The following is a 22080-nucleotide window of genomic DNA, read 5'->3' on the forward strand; positions in this document are numbered from 1 at the left end:
CAAAAGCGAGATCGTTTTTTTTTAATGCTTCGATTGTGCCTTGTATTGTTTGAACTCTTTTTCCGAGCATAAAACAAAATGACCTGGGGTAACTTCTCTAAATTCAATTGCTTCGTTATCATCGTAATTATGAGAAGCAGGATCATATGATTTACGTTTTCTAGTTCGCTCACTAATCGGATCTGGAGCTGGAATTGCCGATAATAATGACTGAGTATAGGGATGAAGAGGATTTTTATAAAGCTCTTCTGCCGGTGCAAGCTCAACCATTTTTCCAAAGTACATAACACCAATACGATCACTGATGTATTTAACCATGGAAAGGTCATGTGCAATGAAAAGATAAGTTAATCCCTTTTCTTTTTGCAATTTTTTCATTAAGTTAACAACCTGTGCTTGGATAGAAACATCCAAAGCGGAAATCGGCTCATCGGCAATAATGAATTCAGGTTGTACCGCTAATGCACGTGCAATACCGATCCGTTGGCGTTGCCCACCACTAAATTCATGTGGATAGCGGTTAGCATGCTCTCTATTCAAACCAACAGTTTCTAATAGCTTATAAACCTGCTCAATACGGTCTTCCTTAGATTTTGCCAAACCATGAATATCAATTCCTTCGGCAATAACATCCGCAATCTTCAATCTAGGATTTAGAGATGCATATGGATCTTGGAAAATCATTTGCATTTTACGGTTAAAGTCCTTTAATTGCTTTTTAGACTTTTTCCCGTGAACGTCAACACCGTCATATAAGACTTCTCCACCTGTGGCATCGTATAGGCGGATAATCGTGCGCCCAGTTGTGGACTTACCACAACCGGACTCACCGACTAGTCCCATAACTTCACCTTTATAGATATCAAAAGAAACGTTATCAACGGCTTTTACTTCGTTCGCTTTACCTTCATTAAAATACTGTTTTAAATTTTTAATTTCAAGTAATTTATCTTGAGCCATTTAGTTTCCCTCCTTTTTTCCAGGGAATTGCCCAGTGGTTACTTTTTCTAATGTAGCCACACCTGCGTTACCAACATATTGGTTCTGACGTCTCTTAACAGCTTCAGGTGGTTCAACCTTTGGTGCATCCGGGTGTAATAACCACGTAGCTGCATAGTGTGTATCAGATACTTTAAAAAATGGTGGTTCTTGCTCTAAGTCAATCTTCATTACAAATGGGTTACGTGGTGCGAAAGCATCACCCTTTGGTGGATCTAATAAATCAGGCGGTGTTCCCGGAATAGAGAATAATTCCTCATCATGTGTATCCATGTCAGGCATAGAACTAATTAATCCCCAAGTATATGGATGTTGTGGATTGTAGAAGATTTCATCTGCTGTTCCAATTTCTACAATTTTCCCACCATACATAACAGCTACACGGTCTGCTACATTAGCAACAACACCAAGGTCATGTGTAATGAAAATGATTGATGTATCAATCTTCTTTTGTAAATCTTTCATTAATTCTAAAATTTGTGCTTGGATTGTAACATCCAATGCAGTTGTTGGTTCGTCCGCAATAAGAACCTTAGGATTACAAGCTAAGGCGATTGCAATAACAACCCTTTGTCTCATACCACCAGAGAATTGGTGTGGATATTGATTCACACGAATTTCAGGTTTAGGAATACCTACAAGCTTTAATAGATCAATTGCTCTTTCTTTTGCAGCATGTTTGCTCATATTTTGATGCTTGATAAGCGGTTCCATTATTTGGTTACCAATTTTCATAGTTGGATTTAAAGAAGTCATTGGATCCTGGAAAATCATTGAAATATCTTTCCCACGGATTTTTTGCATTTCTTTATCTTTTAGTTTTGTTAGATCTTTTCCGTCAAAAAGTATTTCACCACTTTTTATCTCTGAATTGTGTTCAGGAAGTAGACGCATAATTGACTTAGTTGTTACTGATTTTCCAGAACCTGATTCACCCACGATTGCAAGCGTTTCACCTTTTAATAAATCAAAGCTAACACCACGAATCGCTTGAACTTCACCAGAAAAAGTATGGAATGAGATATTTAAATCTTTAACTTGTAAAATTTTTTCCATTCAGTTCACCCGCCTTTTAATCACGCATTTTTGGATCAAGAGCATCACGTAATCCATCAGCTACTAAGTTAAAGCATACCATAATCAATGCAATCATAATGGAAGGAATAATCATTTGATATGGGAAAGCAATCATTGATTTATATCCCTCGTTTACCAATGTTCCTAAAGATGCATTTGGCTCTTGAAGACCTAGTCCAATGAAGCTTAAGAACGCTTCAAAGAAAATCGCATTTGGAATAGAGAACATGGTGTTAATGATAATGACACCAAACATATTTGGAATCATGTGTTTGAAAATAATTGAGCTATCAGAAGCTCCTAGTGTTTTTGCAGCCAAAACAAATTCCTGACCCTTAAACTTTAGTACTTGTGCACGAACTACACGAGCCATACTAGTCCATCCAGTTATTGTTAAGGCAATGATAATTGGAATAATACCAGGCTTAAGAACAAGAATCATTAATACAACGACAATTAGGTTAGGGATACCAACTATAACCTCAATTACCCGTTGCATGAATCCATCGACTTTTCCACCTAAATAACCAGAAACCGCCCCATAGGTAACACCAATCAACATATCAATTAACGCAGCCATAAAGGCGATGAAAAGGGAAACCTGTGTACCTTTCCATACACGCGCAAAAAGATCACGGCCTAAATTGTCTGTACCAAACCAATAATAGGCATCGACTTTACGGACTTCATATGCGTTATATTCTGTACCATCTCTGCGTGATAATGTTCCATCAAACGGTAGCCAATGGACATTTTCTAAACCTTGAATACGCGGTGGAAGGTTATTATGTTTAGTTGTTTGTGTGTCGTATGAATAAGGTGTAATAAGAGGTCCTATAAAAGCCATTAACAGTAAAATGACAAGGACAACTAAACTGACAACTGCACCTCTATTTTTACGAACACGCAACCAAGCATCCTGCCAGAAACTTAAGCTTGGCTTAGCAATCTTCTCACTTTTAGATGGGTCTATATGAGCAGGAGCAAACATATCTTTTGAGATGATTATTTCTTTATTGCTCATTTAGCTTTCCCCCCCGAAATACGAATACGTGGGTCGATTATTCCGTAAAGAATATCAACTACTAAAATAATGACTACGAATAAAACTGCAAATAAAATATTTGTTCCCATAATAACTGGATAATCGTTTACACTAATTGATTTAACAAACTGTTCACCCAATCCAGGAATACCAAAGATTCTTTCAATAACTAGTGAACCAGTCATTAATCCTACAGCCAATGGTCCCAAAACAGTAACAACTGGGATTAACGCATTTCTGAGAGCATGCTTCACACTGATTTGCCAATAGCTGGCACCTTTTGCCTTAGCAAGTGTAATATAGTCAGACCCTAGTACTTCAATCATTTCTGTACGCATAAAACGTGCAGCGATTGAAATTGGGAACATGGCTAACGCAATCGTTGGAAGGATGGTATATTCCGGACCTCTCCAAAACATTACTGGGAGCCACCCTAGTTTAACTGCAACGTAATACTGAAGCAGTCCAGCAAAAATAAAGGATGGAACCGACTTACCTACTACTGCAATGAAAGTTGAACCATAATCAAGCCAGGTATTTTGCTTTAAAGCAGAAACGACACCTAGCAGAATTCCAAAGAATGCACCAAAAAGCATAGCTTCCAATCCTAATGTTGCGGATGGTCCAATACGATTAGCGAGAAGTTCTGTTACAGGGGTATTATCAAATTGAAAGGAAATACCAAGATCACCTTTTACCATAGCACCTAAATAACTTAAATACTGAACAGGCACGGGGTCATTTAACCCATATTTTTCTAGCAAAAGGTCTTGCTGGAATTGTGAGAGTTTTTCAAAGTTATTAAATGGGCTTCCTGGAATAAGTTTCATGAGGAAAAAAGTAACTGATGCTACAATGAAAAGTGTAATTAACATATAAATCACACGTTGCAAGAGATATTTTGCCATGCCTACACCTCCTAATTGATGAAATCTTCAACATTTTTCGACAATTCTCATACAGGTAAAAAGAGAGTATATTGATGAAATATACTCTCTTCCTATTTGATTAGTATAGTTACTATTTTGTGATTTTAATCCACTGGTAACTATAGTCAGCACCAAATGCATGGTGAGCGAAACCTTTAACTTTAGGGTTGATCAATAGGTTTACAGAACGTTGGTAAAGTGGTGCAATTGCTGCATCATCTTCTAACAAGATTTTTTCTGCATCTTGTAATGCTTTCCAGCGCTCTTGTCCTTGTAACTCTTCACTAGCAGCTTTGATTAACTTATCAAATTCTGGATTTGAGTAATCCATGTGTTGTTGCTCTCCACCAGTGATCCAAAGATCCATATATGTCATTGGGTCAGCATAGTCTGGTCCCCAACCACCCATTAATAAATCGTATTCGAATTTATTTTCACGAGCGATACGGATTTTGAAAGGTACGCTTTCGATAGTAAGCTTTAATCCAGGAAGATTTTTCTCTAACTGGTCTTTAATGAATGCATCAGTAGTTTTTGCTGTTTCAGTATCTTGACCAACATAAGTGAACTTCACTTCTTTAACACCTAGTTCAGCTAAACCTTTATCCCAGTACTTCTTAGCTTCTTCTTTATTTGCCTTAGACCATTGGCCAGCAGTATCACGGAAATCTTTTCCATTTTCGTCAAAAGCGAAGCCTTTTGGTACTAAGAAATCAGCAACGATTGAACCGTTTGCTAATACATCGTCAACTAATGCTTTTTTGTCTACAGACAATGCAATAGCTTTACGGATGTTTTTGTTTTTCAAAGCAGGATTCTTTTCGTTCATTTTTAACCACCAGATTGATGGCTCTTGGTAACGTAATAATTCATCAGATCCTTCGTATTGTGAAAGGATTGCAGCTTGTGCAAGCTTTGGTGTAATGTCAGTTTCACCAGCAGTAAATGCGTTTGCAGATGCTTGTGGATCTTTTGACACGTTGAAGTTGATCTTTGTTAAAGTAACGTCTTTAGCATTTGTATAAGTTTCGTTCTTTTCTAATACCCACTCAGTTGCAGTTGGGCCATCCCACTTAGTCATTTTGAAAGGACCATTGTAAAGTAAGTGAGCAGCATCCTTCGCATAGTCAGCGCCTTGTGCTTCAACAAACTTTTGGTTTTGTGGGTAGAACAATTGGAAAGTGATATAAGACTCAATGTAAGGTAATGCTCTTACAAGAGTAATTTCTAAAGTATAATCGTCTAAAGCTTTGATACCAAGATCTTCAAGCTTTGCTTTACCTTCAGAAATCTCAGTAGCGTTTTTGATTTTGCCCATCATGAAGTATGGACCATAAGGTGAAGCAGTATCTGGATTGATTGCACGTTGCCATGAATATACGAAATCATGAGCAGTTACAGGGTCACCATTTGACCATTTTGCATCTTGTCTTAATTTGATTGTTAAAACTGTTTTATCGTCGTTGTATGTTGGCATACCATCAGCTACTCCAGGAATAACCTTTTGGTCTGCATCTAAACGATATAAACCTTCGTTAGTAGCGTTTAACATTGTAAAACCTAATACATCTTCTGCCATTACACTGTCCATAGTAGGAATCTCAGCAGATTCTAATACATTAAGAACTTGCTCATCCGCTAATTTCTCTTCAGTGCCAGCAGTATTTTTGCCTTCATTCTTGGTCGTTTCTTTTTTATCACCGCCTGAACATGCTGCTAGGAACATGCTAAGTACTAGTGACAAAACTAAAAGTAGTGAAAGTTTTGATTTCTTCACTTGTAGACCTCCCTTTTCTATTATTCTGAAAAATTACTACATTCTCTATTATACATATTTTGAATTAATTGTACATTATTTTTTAAAATTTAATTTACAGATTAGATACAATTTTTACGTAATCATTACAAATAGCTATGATATAATTTAGACTTATACAGATTTTTATGTATAATAATCGATAGTTTCCCTTATTAAATCAATGATTTGGAGGTAATAAAATGAATCCTAGATTTAAGAAGAAAATTGTGGTTCTTGGACTAACCCAATTGTTAATAGTAATAATTTCCATCATTTTCAATAAAGAAATTTCCTTACTCAGCTATATCAATATATCTTTTTATATTTCCGCCATTCTTCTCCTAACATCGTTACTACTATATACAATACATTCTGGTTTTTACGATGTTATAGGCAAATCCTTTAATCTTGCCTTTACTAGAGGAGAGAATAAGAGGAAATTCGAGGAAATCCCAGCACTATCTGAATTGATTACGATTGATCAGAAACCCCTCCTTTTCTACGGATTAGTCAATGGATTACTCATGTTGGTAGCCCTTTGCCTATATTATTATTTGTAGACTTGAAACTAATTATGTTCTTCCTTTATAATTAGCATAATCAAATAAAATATGTTAGCGATGATAAAGATTAGTACGTATTTTCAATCGGTTAAGAGAGTTTGTGGCTGGTGTAAACAAACGCGAAAAAATACGGAATGGACTTTTGAGCTTCTACCTGAACCTTTTATTTAGGAAAATAGAAGTAGTAGGGATAGACGTGATCCTTACGTTAGTAGGACTCCAAAAGGCGACCAGCTATTTTGGAACTGAGTGACTCATATGAGTAATTTAGGGTGGTACCGCGAACCATTCGTCCCTATAGTAGTAGGGATGAATGGTTTTTTTTATATAACTTTTTAGGAGGATTCATAATGAAAACGATTTTTTCTGGTATTCAGCCCAGTGGTACAATTACACTTGGGAACTATATAGGGGCAATGATGCAGTTTGTTGAATTGCAACATGAATATAATTGCTACTTTTGTATCGTTGACCAACATGCGATAACAGTTCCCCAAGACCCTGTAACACTTCGTAAAAATATTCGAAGCTTAGCTGCGCTTTATATTGCTGTAGGGATTGATCCAAACAAGGCCTCTTTATTTATCCAATCAGAAGTACCTGCACACGCTCAAGCAGGATGGATGATGCAGTGTGTCTCTTATATTGGAGAATTGGAAAGAATGACACAATTTAAAGACAAATCAACAGGTAAAGAAGCTGTTTCAGCTAGTCTATTGACCTACCCGCCGCTAATGGCTGCAGATATTTTATTGTATAACACTGATCTTGTTCCAGTCGGAGAAGACCAGAAGCAACATATGGAATTAACACGTGACTTGGCAGAAAGATTTAACAAAAAGTATAATGATATCCTTACTGTACCCGAAATCAGTATTCCTAAGGTTGGTGCTCGAATTATGTCTCTCCAAGAGCCTACCAAAAAGATGAGTAAATCAGACCCAAATCAAAAGTCCTTTATTACTCCTTTAGATGACCCTAAACAGATCATTAAAAAAATAAAGAGCGCTGTGACGGATTCAGACGGAATTGTGAAATTTGATAAAGAAAATAAACCGGGTGTTTCCAATCTGCTATCCATTTATTCAATCTTGGCTAAGAAACCTATTGCCGAAATTGAGGAAATGTATATTGGCAAGGGATATGGAGATTTTAAAGGCGATTTAGCTGATGTGGTAGTTAATGTCTTTAAGCCAATTCAAGAGAAATATTATAACTTAATGGAATCAAGCGAACTGGATGATATTTTAGATCGTGGAGCTGAAAAGGCAAACATTGTGGCAAACAAGACCCTTAAAAAGATGGAAAACGCCATGGGTCTTGGCAGAAAGAGAAAATAACATAAAGTAAAAAAACAAAAGCCTGAGCCCAAAAGGATTTATTCCTTTTGGATCAGGCTTTTAGTTTACTTTAGGACCATGCTCCATTTCCCAAAGCTTCTCAAAAAATGGCTGTCCCTTAATTAAATTTTCACAAAAGGTTTCATGCCGTTTAGACCAACCGTACTTTGCTTCCTCGAATAGCTGTTCCCATGCTTCCTCAAAATTCAACTCTTGAATAGTCGAATATTTCTCAGGACACCATTCTGTAAACCAATACCTGACCTCTGCCTCATTATTTGATGAAAGCAACTGATCAAGAGCCATGAATAATAGTTGTTTTAACTGACGTTCTTTTCTTGTCAATCCTCTCATCAGTTCTGGTTCAGGTGAAAGAATATGAAAATCCTTTGTTTTCGGTTGTCCATAAAAATGATATTTTTTTGCTTCATGCTGACTAATCATTTCATAAACAAGCTGTTCCTGTCTTGGAATTAGTCTGCTTTTTCGAATAGGGATGGTATAGCCAATTGTATCTACTGCTAAAATCCCAGTCCCGTCGGTGACAACGAAACAATAATCAAGCTGGACTCTTTCATGGTTTTTTCTTAAGTATGCTTTCTGATAAATGTCATCTAGGAGCTGTTGAGGTAATTCTGATAAATCATTCTCGATGTAGTTAAATAGAATCGGCTCGATTTTTAAAAGTGGCACTTGGTCCAACAATTCCACTCCATCATCCTTACGCCATTCATGAAAGTGGCATACATTATAACCGTTTTCTTCCCCTTCAAACCAATTTACCCAAACATCATGAAGATACAACATTTTACAACCCCTCACTTCAAAAACTGTTTGTCAATCAGTATGGGCAGACCTTAGTTAAATTATTCCTTTATATATATTTTGCACCAGCTGTATTTATTAAATTATATATACTTGTCCTATTAATTTATCTTATGTATATGGTGAGTCTCCTGCAATTATGTTAGGAAATATATTGCTACATAACTTGGGATTATAAACTGCTTCTATGCGACTTTCTTCTCTTTCTTTCAGACAGTTTGTGCTCTTAGACTCCTTCTATGCGACCTTCTTCTCTTTATTTCAGCCAGATAGGGTTCATAGACTCCTTCTATGCGACCTTCTTCTCTTTCTTTCAGACAGATAGGGTTCATAGACTCCTTCTATACGACCTTCTTCTCTTTCCTTCAGCCAGATTGGGCTCATAGACGCCTTCTATGCGACCTTCTTCTCTTTCTTTCAGACAGTCTGGGCTCATAGACTTCTCCTATTGCCCTTCTTCTCCGTCCTATAACAAAAAAAATCTACCATGTCATAATGGTAGATTTTATCGTCTTGATTTTGGATTAAAGGCGTCTTTTAAGCCTTCACCGATAAAGTTGATCGATAATATAGTAGCGGTAATCGTTAAGGCAGGAGGCACCCAAATCCATAGTTTAAATTGGAGTACATCTGGTTCATTTGCTGAATTCAACATATTTCCCCAGCTTGGAATTTCTTGAGGAACACCAAAGCCTAAAAAGCTTAAGCCTGTTTCCGCAACAATCATTGTAGCAAATGTAATGGTCGCTTGTACAATAATAGTTGATAAAATGTTCGGTAATAGGTGTTTTACGATAATCTTTGCAGGAGAACAGCCAATTGATATTGCGGCTATAATGTATTCATTTTCTTTTTCAGCAAGAATCTTACTTCGAACTATCCTTGCAATTCCACCCCAGCTTAAAATGCTTATGGTTCCAATTAAAACCCACAACCCATTTACCTTTCCAAAAAGAATGGCATTTAAAACAATAACAAATACTATAAAAGGAAAGTTTAAGATAAAGTCAGTAAATCTCATTAATATACTATCTACTGCACCACCAAAATAGCCTGAAATCGAACCAATAATGGTCCCAAGGAATATGACAAATAGTGTACAGCTAAGGCCTACTAATAATGAAATTCGTCCACCATATAGTAACCTGGTAAATACATCTCTACCTGCCTTGTCTGTTCCTAGCCAATGTTTACTCGATGGCTCTAAAGACATCTGACCAATATTAATCCTGCCTACGTCTGCTGTGGTAATATACGGTGCAAGAAAAGAAACTATTGCCACAATGACTAGGAATACAAAGCTAATCATAGCCAGTTTGTTCTTTAAAAACTTTTTTCTAGCGATTGCCCACGGTGATAAACTTTTTTTCGGGGGTTCTGTACTAATATTAGGATTTTTCTGAGTTACAATTTCCATTTTTTCTCCCCCTAATCTAGCCTAATTCTCGGATCCACAACACCGTACAGTATGTCAGCTACAAGGTTGCCAACTAGTGTTAAGAAAGAGAATAACATTGTCAACGTCATTAAAACTGGATAATCCCTGGTACCAACAGATTGTAAGAATAGTTGTCCAAGACCTGGATAAGTAAAAATCGTTTCAGTGATAATCGCACCACTGATAATTGCAACTAAATCAAAACCTAAAAAAGTAATAAGTGGAATAATTGAGTTTCTTAAGATATGAACATTATAAATTTTTCTCTCAGGCGTTCCCTTTGCTCGTGCAGTACGAACAAAATCTTTTCGGCTATTATCGATTATATCGTTACGTAAAAATTGTGTATAGCTTGCCGTACTCAACAGTCCTAGGACTACTGCAGGAAGAAATACATGATGTAGGCGGCTTAACCAATATTCCAGTGTTCCATCGGTAACACCAATATCAACTGAGCCGTTTGATGGAAACCAACCTAATGTAAATGAAAAAAGGAAAATAGCAAAAACCCCGGCGATAAAAGATGGTATTGATAGTCCTAAATAATTTAATCCACCAATTAAATTATCCCCTAATGTATAGGGCTTTCTCCCAGCGTAAGAACCCATAAAAAAAGCAAGAATGTATGTGATTAATATAGAAGTAAAACCTAGTAGTAATGTATTAGGTATACGTTCTCCGATTACTTCTGCTGCAGGTATTTTAAAACGAGCTGACTTACCAAAATCCCCTTGAACAAAATCTCCAATCCAACGTCCATATTGCTGTGGTAACGGGTCATTATAACCCAGTTTTTCCCGCATATCGGCAATATATTGTGGGTCGGTATTCCTTGGGTCGATTTCCCCGCTTAGGGAATCTCCTGGCATCAATTTTGCCAAGGAAAAGACAACGATCGAAATGAGGAATAACATCGGAATCATGCCCAGAATTCTACGAAATGCATACTTCAGCATGTGCATTCTCCTTGTCTTTAAACTATGTTATATACATGTTGTATGTATCCAAAGTGTTCAAATGGGAGAGGGAAATTGGAAGCTGAATACTTCCTCCCTCATCCCATTGAACTCCTGGACTATTTCAATCCTATTAAGCAATTAACATAGTTTTTTGCATGTTAATCTTGTGTAATTATTGTTTAATCCACCATTCATTTGGACGGTTGTTACCAGAAACGTCGAACTTCACACCGTTCACGCGTTTGTTTATTGCCATTGTTTCTTCAAGCTCAGCAATTGGTAATACAGGAAGTTCCTTCATGAATAGTTTTTGCCATTGTACATAAAGGTCTTTACGCTTATCGTTATCAGTTCCTACTACACTAATATCAAGTGCTTGGTCTAATAACTTATCACTATCAGCATTTACCCAACGAGGGTAGTTCCAAAGTGATTTTGTTCCCCAAAGTGGAGTTGGATCTGGATCAGCACCTGTTGACCAGCCTCCGAAGAATACTTCCATTGATTTATCTGCTTTTTCAAGCATGTCATAGTATAGGTTAGCATCAGTCATAGTTAACTTAGTTTTTAAACCTACTTCTTCCCAATATTGAGTTAACGCTTTTGCACGTGATTCGAATGTTGGATTTGAAGTTGCATAGTGACTGAAGTTTACAACAAATTTCTTACCGTTTGGATCTTCACGGAAGCCATCGCCATCAACATCTTTGTATCCAGCTTCGTCTAATAATTCTTTTGCTTTCTTTGGATCATATTTGTATTGCTCTAAATCTTTATTGTCTGCTGCAATCCAGTGATTTGTTGGAATTGGACGGTTAACTGGTTTACCAACGCCAAAGAAGAATGCCTTAACCCACTCTTCGCGATTAATTGCATAGTACATTGCTTCACGTAGTTTTTTCTCTTGGTATTTTGGCTCGTTCATAACGTTTTTCTCGCCATCCCAAGTACCTAATCTGAAACCAACATAATAGTAGCTTACACCTGGGTAAGTAATTGTATTTACATTATCAAGTGCTCTTACTTGGTCGATAATGCTTGGGTGGAATGATGTCATATCAAGTGTACCGTTTTTAAGTTCACCAACAGAAAGTGATGGATCAATTACTTTTACAACAACTTTTTCAATGTGTGGTTTTCCACCAAAGTAGTCATCAAAGCGTTCCATTTCTACTGATTCACCAGGAACAACCTTAGTCACTTTAAATGGTCCTAAGCCTACTGGCTTTGTACGTACTTGTTCAGATCCCATCATGTCTTTAACTGCAATCCCTTTAAACGCAGTACGGTTCATAGGGTATGTCCAAAGGTTATCCAAGTTGTTTACACGGGCTTTATCAAATGTAATTTGGATATGGTAATCATCAATTACTTTAATACCTTCAATTTTATCTGTTTTTCCATCATGGAAATCTTGTGCACCTACGATATTTCTAACGTTATCAAAACGTGGACCTTCATAGTCTTTGTCAGCAACAGTGTATAAAGAGAATTCCCAGTCTTTTACTGATAATTCGTCACCATTGTGCCATTTAACGCCTTTTTTAATTTCAAAATCGAATACTTTATTGTCTTCTGTTTTCCAAGAAGCAATATGTGGCTGTGCCTTTAATTGTGCATCGTAATCAATTAGGTTTTCATCAAAGAAATCAATAACATATGCATCAGTTGTTGTTCCATAGAATGAATAGTTAAATTTGCCTTCTGGAGCTGAGTCAAGCGCGTATACTAACGTACCGCCATCCTGAGGTTTTTCTGCTGTTTCACCAGACTTACCTTCGTTTTCGTTTTTCTTTGTACTTGTTTTGTCACTGCTACACGCCGCCAAGAACGCTGATAGAACTAGCATTAATGCAGCAAGCATAAGCATACTTTTCTTCTTCATTGTTTTCCCCCCTAGAGAAATTTTATTTTTTCCTTTTTTAATAAAGGTGGCAAGCTACTCGATGAGAAGGCTTCACCTCCTTTAATATTGGTTTACTTTTGGAACATTCCTCCATTGCCATTGGGCAACGCGGATGGAATGGACATCCTGACGGTGGATTGATTGGGCTTGGTACATCGCCTTTTAGGATAATTCTCTCCTTTTTCACCCTTGGATCAGGGGATGGAATAGCCGATATTAAAGCCTGTGTGTATGGATGTAGTGGTTGTGCATAAAGGCTGTCCTTATCTGCAATCTCAACCATATTACCTAAATACATAACACCAATCCTATCGCTCATATGCTTCACAACACTTAAGTCATGGGCAATAAAGAGAAAGGTTAAATCGAATTCCTTTTGCAGGTCTTTTAAAAGATTTAAAACTTGCGATTGGACAGATACATCAAGTGCAGAAACAGGTTCATCCGCAATAATTAGTTTTGGCCTAAGGGCAAGGGCACGAGCGATACCAATTCTTTGCCGCTGACCGCCTGAAAATTCATGTGCATATTTATAATAAGCATCCTGTGGCAAACCTACTTTTGTTAATAAATCCATCACTTCTTGTTTTAATTCCTCTTTGCTTTTTCTTGAGAAATTATAAATAGGTTCTGCAATAATATCCCCGACCATTTGCATCGGATTCAACGAAGCATAAGGATCCTGAAACACCATTTGCATATCTTTCCGAATTTCTCTGAGGGACTTCCCAGATATATTCGTTATATTTTTTCCGTCAAATAGGATTTTGCCATCGGTGGGTTTTAACAATCGTAAAATCGTCCGCCCCGCAGTAGACTTACCACAGCCGGATTCACCAACTAGTCCAAGTGTTTCCCCTCTTTTAATTTCAAAAGAGATATTATCAACCGCTTTCACATTTCCAACTGTTCGTTTAAAAAAACCCCCTTTAACAGGATAATAGGTTTTTAGATTCTGAATTTCTAATAGGTTCTCTGAATGAGAGCCCTCCCGGTTCTTATGTACAGTTATGGTACTCATTTACTCACCCCTTGTCTTGGTTTACTAGTTTCATAAAGAAGGCAGGCAACTTCATGATGCTCCTCTGCTTCTGCTAGTTCAGGGGTAATAGTAAAACATTCAGGCATAGCTTTTGGACATCGATTGGCAAACCGGCAGCCCACTTTTGGCATATTAATGAGTGAAGGTACAATTCCTTGGATTGTGCTTAATCTTTCTTCCGTTTCCTCCATTTTTGGAATTGCTCCCAAAAGTAATGTAGTATAAGGATGTTTAGGATTATGAAAGAGTGTGTCTACATCCGTTCGTTCTACAATTTTCCCAGCATACATGACAATAACTTCATCACACATTTCCGCTACTACACCTAAATCATGTGTAATCAAAATAACGGACATATCATTTACTGATTGGATATCTTTTAATAGCTCCAAGATTTGTGCCTGCACCGTAACATCAAGCGCAGTAGTTGGCTCATCGGCAATTAATAGCTTAGGCTGGCAGGCAATGGCTATGGCAATCATGACCCTTTGTCTCATTCCACCTGACAATTGATGGGGATATTCGTCCACAATTTTTTCAGGTCGAGAGATCCCTACACTCTTTAAAAGTGCTATTGATTTTTGACGGGCCTCTTGTTTTGAAATTTTCATATGATTGAAAAGAACTTCTTGTAGTTGATAGCCAATTGTAAATACTGGATTTAAAGAGGTCATTGGCTCTTGGAAAATCATTGAAACGTCTTTTCCGCGAATTTTATTTATTTGTGATTCATTCATTTTCTCGAGATTTACACCATCGAAAATGATTTCACCAGATTTTACTTTTCCAATTCCTTTTGGAAGAAGCTGCATAATTGATAAACTCATAACAGATTTTCCACAGCCTGATTCACCCACAACACCAACAATTTGTCGAGGTTTAACAGTAAAAGAAACATTATCTACTGCGTTATAATCAGTACCCTCAATATCAAAGGCTGTCTCTAAATTTTTCACTTCGAGCAATGGTGCCTCTTTGAGTAACGGTTTTTTTATGCTCATAGTACACCTTCTTACTTTTTAAATTATTCTGTAAATTCTCTATATTCTAATAAAATTCTATTACTGAATTGTTACAATTGCAAGACTTTTTTACAATATTGATAATTTTCAATCTTGCAAAATTAAAAAAAGCCTGATTTAATAGGCTTTTTCAAGTTCAACTATTTTAGTCTTCAACATATTTGTAAGCTGGTATTTCAAAAGATAGTATTGTAGAATAATTATGATTTTTATAATATTTATTAATAATGTTATATCCAACAGCATACCCTAGTAATTTAGGTACTCTTCCCCCTCCGAATAATAGTTCGTCATGAACTCTTTCATTCTTTTTTATTTCTAATTGTTCTTTTAAAAATTTCTTCCAAAAATATGATATCTCTTTTTCAGTATACATACTGCACCAATCTGCCAAGTATTCCGCTCCGCATTGCCTAAATACTGTATATTCAGCTAAACCTTCTATTACCAATGAGTCTAAGAGTGTATAATCCTCCATTTTTTTGTTCATCTTACGGAGCCTGCATACATGATGATATTCATGGACGAACAATGCTTCGATTTCTTTTGCATCATCATGGGAGGAAAGAAATAAAAACATTTTATCAGGAAAGGAAACTCCTCCCTTCTTCCTGTCTGTTCTAATAAAAAGACTTCTAGATTGAGCTAGCGGAAAGAGAAATACAGGTATGTCCGGACCACTCCATTTAGCTTTATATTGACCCAGTAGACGTTCCACCTGATCCCATACTTTCTGTTCATTCATTTTGTGCAGGAAATCCTTTGAAGATCTCGAGGGCTGGTACATCCCAAAGTTTGATAATAGGTTGTAAATTTGTTTTGCTGTTTTCCCCTTGAAATACGGCTGAAGTTTTTCACATATTTTTATGGCATTATCAAAATCGTCCAACAGCCAGCTGTCTGTTCGTATTACTCCCATAATTCCCCACCTCCAATGAGCCCAATAGTCACTTTTATCCATTTTATGAATAAAAATATAAGAGGTTCTTAATACTTGTAGGAATTAAGGATGTAAAAAATCGACCAGACATATTGTCTGGTCGACCTACGGTTTTTATTCATATTTTTTAAACACGATGGTTGCGTTATGTCCACCGAAACCAAGAGAGTTGCTCATTGCAGCCTTGATTTCTTTTGAACGTGCCTTATTAACTACATAATCCAAATCACATTCAGGATCTGGAGTTTCATAATTAATGGTTGGTGGGAGTATGCTATCTCTCATCGCTAATACGGTAAAGATCGCTTCCACTCCACCAGCTGCACCTAATAGATGACCGGTCATTGATTTTGTTGAACTCATTGCAAGTTTATAGGCATGCTCACCGAAAACTTCTTTTACTGCTAATGTTTCAAATTTATCATTATATTCAGTACTTGTACCATGGGCATTAACATAATCTATATCTTGAGGTTGTAATCCACCATCATTAATGGCCATCTTCATTGCACGAGCACCGCCTTCACCACCAGGTGCAGGGGCAGTGATATGATAGGCATCACCTGTTGCTCCATAACCGACGATTTCGGCATAGATTTTAGCTCCTCGTGCAAGGGCATGTTCTAGCTCTTCCAAAATAATGATTCCGGCCCCTTCGCCCATGACAAAACCATCACGGTTTTTATCAAAAGGTCTGCTAGCCGTTGCTGGATCTGGATTTGTAGAGAGTGCTGTGTTTGCACAGAACCCAGCAACAGACATTTTTGTGATTGGTGCTTCAGCGCCGCCTGTTACCATAACATCCGCATCACCGCGTTGAATAACTTTAAATGCATCTCCAATGGAATTCGTTCCAGTTGCACATGCTGTAACTGTACATGAATTAAATCCTCTTGCACCTAGGGTAATTGACACCTGGCCAGTTGCCATATCAGGAATTAACATTGGAACAAAAAATGGACTTACTCGCTTATAACCCCTTTTTTGGAAGGTTTCATATTGTTGTTCGAATGTTTCCATTCCTCCAATACCAGACCCGATCCACACACCAACACGTTCTGAATTCTCTTCATTAATAGTTAGGTCGGCGTCCTTAACTGCCATTAATGCACTCGCTACGGCATATTGCGTAAAACGGTCCATTTTTCGAGCTTCTTTTCTATCCATAAACAATTCTGGATTAAAGTCTTTTAACTCCGCAGCCACCTTTGCTGGGTATTCGTCTGCATTGACTCTTGTCAATGGACCAATACCTGATTTCCCCTCAACAATACCCTTCCATGTTGTTTCAACATCGTTACCAAGCGGCGTCACCGCTCCAACGCCTGTTACTACAACCCTACGCTTTTCCATTTGTACATCTCCTTTTCAACTAGCTTTTCCCTTTTTGTTATAGTAAGTGTTATTTTGAAGTAATTCAACTTTCTATAAAAATCCATAAGTAACTTTACAAGTAATTCTTTATTTTCCCCAGCGAATTGCAATGGCTCCCCATGTCAAGCCACCACCAAAGCCTACCATGACGATGACATCATCATCTTTAATTTTCCCTGCCTCCAATTCCTCTACAATAGAAATAGGAATAGATGCAGCTGATGTATTTCCATATTTATGAACGGTTTTAGACATTTTTTCAACAGGTAGTTCTAATCTTTGTCTGGATGCTTCCATGATTCGAATATTTGCTTGATGTGGTATTAAGAAATCAACATCCTCTTTCGTTAAACCTGCCTTCTCCAGAACATTCAAGCTGCTTTCTCCCATTTGTCTAACAGCAAACTTAAATACTTCTCTACCATTCATAATGATGTATTCGTCTTGGTATAAGTGCTTTGCTCCTGTACCGTCAGCGCCTAGCTCAAAAGATAAAATTCCGCGATTCTCTGAAACTGGGCCCAAAATAGCAGCCCCGGCGCCATCTCCAAAAAGAACCGCAGTATTTCGATCATTCCAGTCAGTAATTTTTGAAAGTTTTTCAACACCAACGACTAGAACATATTTATATACTTCAGTTTCGATAAACTGCTTTGCAGTAACCATCCCATACATAAAACCAGCACATGCTGCACTAATATCCATTGCAGCAGCCTTCGTTGCACCTAGTTTCTCTTGAATCCGACAAGCAACTGAAGGGAATGGTGTATCAGGTGTTACCGTAGCGACCAAAATTAAATCGATTTCCTCTGCAGTAATACCAGCATGTTTCATCGCCTCTTGAGCTGCTGCTAACGCCATATCTGATGTATTCACATCATCCGCAGCAATTCTTCGTTCTTCAATTCCTGTTCTGGTACGAATCCATTCATCAGAGGTATCCATCATTTTCTCTAAATCCTGATTAGTGACTATCTTCTCTGGTAAATACCTACCAATTCCGACAATACCAGCTCTCACACATTCCAACTCCTTTTTATTTAACTAACTCTTTATCCAAAAATTAATATCAATTATTATGACTTGGTACTAATTTTATCAAATAGACCCCATTTTAAGCAACTGTTTCTTCTTCTATATTCTCCGCTAATGTACATTCCTTTTATTTGTTTGGTCATATTCTAAAATAAATAGGAAATAAAAAGGAGGATGCAAGTATGGAAGAACGGAAGCACGATGAGCGAAAAGAGTCAGACCGTTTTACTAGTTTAATGTTTGGCCCCGGTAGACAACAACCTAGTCGGGACCATCAGACACAGGAATCTCCTCGTCAGCAGTCTACGATTGATTATGAAGAACTAATGAACAATATTGATACATTAATGGAATCTATGAAGGGATTTAAACCCTTATTTCAAAAAGTATATCCATATATCGAACAATTATGGAAAAAAAAATAAGGCTGACTCATAAAGGGTCAGCCTTTCAGCATTATGATTGTTTCAATTCATTTAGAGCACTTTCTCTTCCTAATTCATATGCCTCTTCCATTACTTTAGTAAATAGGTTCATAAATGGTTGGATTAATTCCATCGATAATTCTACCCCAGCCTGATCCAATTGTTCTTTTGCCTCTGGTAAATACTTCATCGCGATTTGCATAAATTGTAATGTGTGATCTTGATTGTTCATTATGTACTCCTTTTAAAAATATTATTTAGGCAATTTGCCTGTTTCCTTGTAATCATCAATGTGCTTGTTCATTTTCTGGATGAACTCTTTCTTAACTAAAGGGCTGTACTTTCCAAGTGAGATGACGTTATCTTGAAAGTCAAAGGAAAGATTTCCTGATTCTAGTTCACCTTTATTGTATTGATCTGCCACTTTTTCATATAACTTATCAACCTGTTGAATCGTACTTGTTAAAACGGTGGATTCTCCCAAGTCAGACTGGTCTGATACGTAGCCGATTACATAAAGACCTTGTTCCTTCACTCTTTCAATAACCGGAACGTTATAACCATCCCCTGCAGGGTACACCACATCAACACCATTTGCTAACATACGATCAACTAATTGGAGCGCCTTAGTTTCATCATCCCAATTTCCGACATATTCTATGCTCACATGGGTTTGATTATTTTCAGCTAGAGCTCCCTGGTAAAACCCTTCAATTTCTGGTTGCCACTCATATGCGGCCAACACTCCCACTTTATGTTGTTTAGACATATGGGCAGCAACCATCCCTCCAAAAAAGCCCATTGCATGCGCTTTAAAGTTAAGGCTAGTTGTATTTGAATTCTTTGCATCTCCATTAAAGCTGACAAAATGAATCTTGGGATAGTCTTTAGAGATTTTATTAAAGTACTCAGCGTATTCTGCTCCATGACCAAAAATTAAGTTAACCCCTTTTTGGTCAAATTCTTCAACCGCACGTTTAACTACGGCCTCCGAATTCATCCCTTCTTTATAAAATACATCAACGTTAAATTTTGATTGTATTTTTAACATACCTTTAAATCCCTTTGTTCCCCATACTTGATCATTTACCGTCTCAGGAACTAGCAAGCCTACCTTTTGCAATTTTCCTGTAGACTTTGTTTCCCCGCAAGCTCCAAGTAAAAGAAGACATAAAAGAATGACTCCGAAACGCTTTAGCATTCCATGCAACTCCTTAATACATCGGCCATATCTACAACGAATTCTTTTATCTTTCTCATATTGTGAACATTATGCTATGTGAAAGGACCGTTTTTCCCTTAATTCTACTCTTTGTACTATAAAATGAAAAGACACATTTTTCCTTTTTATAAATTACCCTGATATAAACGACGAACATGCTCTACTTGCTGGGTTATAGAATCAGCGATTGGAGTAATGTGTCGAACAGGTACAGTTACCATTTGGTTTTCAATTTTTACTGGCTCTGATACGTCCTGTATAGAAAGGCTTTCATCAATTTGAAGGTACGAAGCGCACTTAGACCAGTATTCTTTTTTGCCACTTTGTAACACATATTTACCTGACTTCTCTGATGCTACCAGTTCAAAGATAGATTCTACTGCATCACAAACAAAAAGAATATCCTTTGTCCATTCTCGATCACCTTTTTGTATTTCTATCCTTTGTATTTTTGAAAGGATGGATTGTTGAAAAAGGAATGTCTCTGGCTGCCAAGGGCCATAGATGGCCGGCAGATAAAAAACATGCATGCTTTCAGCTATACGACTAATCTGTTCTAAAAAACTCCCTAATTGTCTTTCATTACTTGAACCTAGCTCTTGAATTGGGAGCAAACAAACGATTTCGATATTTTTATTATTTTTCTCAATATAGTTCACGATCGGTTTCATAACGCTTTTCTTTAAGAAGCGGGTTTCTTTATTCATCATGTATAGGTCATAGATTGAAAAGACAAGTACGGTTTTTGACTTTTCCAGTTCTCTCTCCTTTTCCCACTTAGAGAAGGATTGCTCGCTAAAGTTTGCATTTCGACCTACCTCGAGTCTTTTCTCCTCATAGAATGGAATTTCGTCTTTATCCTCAAAAGTAATGCCCACCACTTCGATCCCCTGGTTTAAAAGGGTTTGGCTTGTATGAAAGCTTACAAAATCATATATACCAAATATAATAGCCTTGTCCATTAACGCTTCCTCCCCAATTATCCTTATTGAATCCTATGCTTCTTAATAAGGAATTATTTCTTTTGGGGAGAAGCGAGTATTAAAGGACATTTTCATGACTGTTGAAAAACTTAATGATTATTTTTCCTAGCTGCGGTTTTTTTTCAGGAAGAATAAAAGTGGGATTAATTTCAAAAGTGCTGGTCATCTGCTGGTACAATTTTGACTGGGAATATGATTTCCCGCCTGATAAAATTTGAATGATTTTTATTGGACAGTTCTCTTCAAGATGAATAGAGTCTTCTAGACTATTAATCTTACCTTCCACTTCTTTCTGGTCCAAATGATATGCGGCAGCTAATTCTCTCATCAGTTTTTTATAAAAGAACTTATGCTCTTTTTCGAGTTCAAGATGATGCTTTAAGGATAGGATTGGATTAAGCAGGATAATCGATCGAATACTGTCTTTCATTTTTTCCATTAATCGAAGAGCCACAAGTGCACCCATTCCTTCTGCCAAGATATGAACTTTATTGTTAATGATCTCGTTACGGATTACATGGTGATATAACCTTTGAGCAAGCTCGACAGCACTTTCGCTCCCCCAGTTTCGCCCATAAAGATTTGAGGAAAAAATGGTGTACCCTTTTTCTTTTAGTTCATTGATAATAGCTAGCTTTCCTTCATTTTGTGTCCAGAAGCATTTATTTTCATCCACAAAATGCCTTTCATCTCCAATAATTAAGATCCCAAATCCTGTGGGCTTTTCAGGGTAATGAATGATGTTCCATTGGGTATCCATAAGAAAATTTCGATGTTCCATTGATAAATCTCCTTTTACATATTTCCTCAAGGTATTGTATGCTATTTCACAAAAGATGAAAGGGAGTTTGCCCATTTTTACCTGAAAAACAAAAAGCTGATTTTTCTATATTTTTTTGATTCTGTATGGTAATATAAATGATGATGTAAAATAAGTATGAGGTGAATAATTGTGCAATATTTTTGGACATTTTTCTGGTCATTTCTTTTAGTACAGATGCTTACATATGTTATTAGCTCTATGTCAGGAGTAAGTTTTGACTTTGCTACTGGTTCTATTGCTGCAGTTGTCGTTACGATTCTAATTTTCGTTGTTTCTGCAGTTATTCCAAATGAACCAGTTGAGAAACACTAATAAGCAAACCGTCCGTTTGGGAA

The 22080-nt window shown here is 37.0% G+C and carries 22 protein-coding genes and 1 other annotated feature; of the genes, 4 read left to right on the forward strand and 18 right to left on the reverse strand.

Going from position 1 to position 22080, the window contains the following annotated elements; translation table 11 throughout:
- Positions 1-21: 21 nt before the first annotated feature.
- From AA0X95_RS23040 to AA0X95_RS23060, 5 genes are all read right to left on the reverse strand, one after another.
- The gene (locus tag AA0X95_RS23040; protein WP_413302020.1) at positions 22-960 is read right to left on the reverse strand and encodes an ABC transporter ATP-binding protein; all 939 of its coding nucleotides are present in this window, start codon (positions 958-960) and stop codon (positions 22-24) included.
- Positions 961-2055 carry an ABC transporter ATP-binding protein gene (locus tag AA0X95_RS23045; RefSeq protein ID WP_413302023.1) on the reverse strand — a complete coding sequence of 365 codons (1095 nt, stop codon included), beginning with the start codon at positions 2053-2055 and terminating at the stop codon, positions 961-963.
- Between the two features lie 16 nt (positions 2056-2071).
- Positions 2072-3100: an oligopeptide ABC transporter permease gene (gene opp3C / locus AA0X95_RS23050; protein WP_413302025.1), complete on the reverse strand. Its 1029-nt coding sequence runs from the start codon at positions 3098-3100 to the stop codon at positions 2072-2074.
- The gene (gene opp3b / locus AA0X95_RS23055) at positions 3097-4029 is read right to left on the reverse strand and encodes an oligopeptide ABC transporter permease (protein WP_413302028.1); all 933 of its coding nucleotides are present in this window, start codon (positions 4027-4029) and stop codon (positions 3097-3099) included. The genes opp3C and opp3b overlap by 4 nt, the downstream gene beginning before the upstream one ends.
- 112 nt (positions 4030-4141) lie before the next feature.
- A complete protein-coding gene (locus AA0X95_RS23060) occupies positions 4142-5827 on the reverse strand; it encodes a peptide ABC transporter substrate-binding protein (protein WP_413302031.1) in 1686 nt (561 codons plus the stop codon).
- A 221-nt stretch (positions 5828-6048) separates the two neighbouring features.
- Between AA0X95_RS23060 and AA0X95_RS23065 the strand changes: the two genes are divergently transcribed.
- Both AA0X95_RS23065 and trpS read left to right on the forward strand, forming a co-directional pair.
- Positions 6049-6408 (forward strand): DUF3899 domain-containing protein, encoded by a 360-nt coding sequence (locus AA0X95_RS23065; protein WP_413302033.1) that lies wholly within the window; start codon positions 6049-6051, stop codon positions 6406-6408.
- Between the two features lie 51 nt (positions 6409-6459).
- Positions 6460-6711: a binding site (T-box leader), on the forward strand.
- A gap of 47 nt (positions 6712-6758) precedes the next feature.
- The gene (gene trpS, locus AA0X95_RS23070; RefSeq protein WP_413310195.1) at positions 6759-7751 is read left to right on the forward strand and encodes a tryptophan--tRNA ligase; all 993 of its coding nucleotides are present in this window, start codon (positions 6759-6761) and stop codon (positions 7749-7751) included.
- A gap of 60 nt (positions 7752-7811) precedes the next feature.
- On the opposite strand, the gene AA0X95_RS23075 is transcribed toward trpS, so the two are convergent.
- From AA0X95_RS23075 to AA0X95_RS23115, 9 genes are all read right to left on the reverse strand, one after another.
- Complete coding sequence (locus tag AA0X95_RS23075; RefSeq protein WP_413302036.1) at positions 7812-8558, reverse strand: YjbA family protein; 747 nt, start codon at positions 8556-8558, stop codon at positions 7812-7814.
- A 523-nt stretch (positions 8559-9081) separates the two neighbouring features.
- Positions 9082-9993, reverse strand: a complete 912-nt coding sequence (gene opp4C, locus AA0X95_RS23080; RefSeq protein ID WP_413302039.1) for an oligopeptide ABC transporter permease — start codon at positions 9991-9993, stop codon at positions 9082-9084.
- Positions 9994-10004: 11 nt separating this feature from the next.
- Positions 10005-10970, reverse strand: a complete 966-nt coding sequence (gene opp4B / locus AA0X95_RS23085; RefSeq protein ID WP_413302041.1) for an oligopeptide ABC transporter permease — start codon at positions 10968-10970, stop codon at positions 10005-10007.
- A gap of 175 nt (positions 10971-11145) precedes the next feature.
- On the reverse strand, positions 11146-12858 hold the full coding sequence (gene opp4A, locus AA0X95_RS23090; protein ID WP_413302043.1) for an oligopeptide ABC transporter substrate-binding protein: 1713 nt from the start codon (positions 12856-12858) through the stop codon (positions 11146-11148).
- Positions 12859-12895: 37 nt separating this feature from the next.
- On the reverse strand, positions 12896-13900 hold the full coding sequence (locus AA0X95_RS23095; protein ID WP_413302046.1) for an ABC transporter ATP-binding protein: 1005 nt from the start codon (positions 13898-13900) through the stop codon (positions 12896-12898).
- Complete coding sequence (locus tag AA0X95_RS23100; RefSeq protein WP_413302048.1) at positions 13897-14922, reverse strand: ABC transporter ATP-binding protein; 1026 nt, start codon at positions 14920-14922, stop codon at positions 13897-13899. Before AA0X95_RS23100 ends, AA0X95_RS23095 begins: the two co-directional genes overlap by 4 nt.
- Before the next feature lie 166 nt (positions 14923-15088).
- Positions 15089-15862, reverse strand: coding sequence for a DUF2268 domain-containing protein (locus AA0X95_RS23105; RefSeq protein ID WP_413302049.1), 774 nt, complete (start codon positions 15860-15862; stop codon positions 15089-15091).
- A 135-nt stretch (positions 15863-15997) separates the two neighbouring features.
- Positions 15998-17236, reverse strand: a complete 1239-nt coding sequence (gene fabF, locus AA0X95_RS23110; protein WP_413302051.1) for a beta-ketoacyl-ACP synthase II — start codon at positions 17234-17236, stop codon at positions 15998-16000.
- A gap of 108 nt (positions 17237-17344) precedes the next feature.
- Positions 17345-18277, reverse strand: a complete 933-nt coding sequence (locus tag AA0X95_RS23115; RefSeq protein ID WP_413302054.1) for a beta-ketoacyl-ACP synthase III — start codon at positions 18275-18277, stop codon at positions 17345-17347.
- Positions 18278-18474: 197 nt separating this feature from the next.
- On the opposite strand from AA0X95_RS23115, the gene AA0X95_RS23120 reads away from it, so the two are divergent.
- Positions 18475-18717 (forward strand): hypothetical protein, encoded by a 243-nt coding sequence (locus AA0X95_RS23120; protein WP_413302057.1) that lies wholly within the window; start codon positions 18475-18477, stop codon positions 18715-18717.
- A 31-nt stretch (positions 18718-18748) separates the two neighbouring features.
- On the opposite strand, the gene AA0X95_RS23125 is transcribed toward AA0X95_RS23120, so the two are convergent.
- From AA0X95_RS23125 to AA0X95_RS23140, 4 genes are all read right to left on the reverse strand, one after another.
- Positions 18749-18949 (reverse strand): ComZ family protein, encoded by a 201-nt coding sequence (locus tag AA0X95_RS23125; protein ID WP_413302060.1) that lies wholly within the window; start codon positions 18947-18949, stop codon positions 18749-18751.
- 21 nt (positions 18950-18970) lie between these two features.
- A complete protein-coding gene (locus AA0X95_RS23130) occupies positions 18971-19918 on the reverse strand; it encodes a BMP family ABC transporter substrate-binding protein (protein WP_413302063.1) in 948 nt (315 codons plus the stop codon).
- Positions 19919-20064: 146 nt separating this feature from the next.
- On the reverse strand, positions 20065-20901 hold the full coding sequence (locus AA0X95_RS23135; RefSeq protein ID WP_413302066.1) for a hypothetical protein: 837 nt from the start codon (positions 20899-20901) through the stop codon (positions 20065-20067).
- Between the two features lie 79 nt (positions 20902-20980).
- Positions 20981-21703: a hydrolase gene (locus AA0X95_RS23140; RefSeq protein WP_413302068.1), complete on the reverse strand. Its 723-nt coding sequence runs from the start codon at positions 21701-21703 to the stop codon at positions 20981-20983.
- Between the two features lie 171 nt (positions 21704-21874).
- Between AA0X95_RS23140 and AA0X95_RS23145 the strand changes: the two genes are divergently transcribed.
- Complete coding sequence (locus AA0X95_RS23145; RefSeq protein WP_413302070.1) at positions 21875-22057, forward strand: YjzD family protein; 183 nt, start codon at positions 21875-21877, stop codon at positions 22055-22057.
- Positions 22058-22080: the final 23 nt, after the last annotated feature.

The sequence above is a fragment of the Neobacillus phoenicis genome, from assembly GCF_047302305.1.
Taxonomy (GTDB): Bacteria; Bacillota; Bacilli; order Bacillales; family Cytobacillaceae; genus Neobacillus.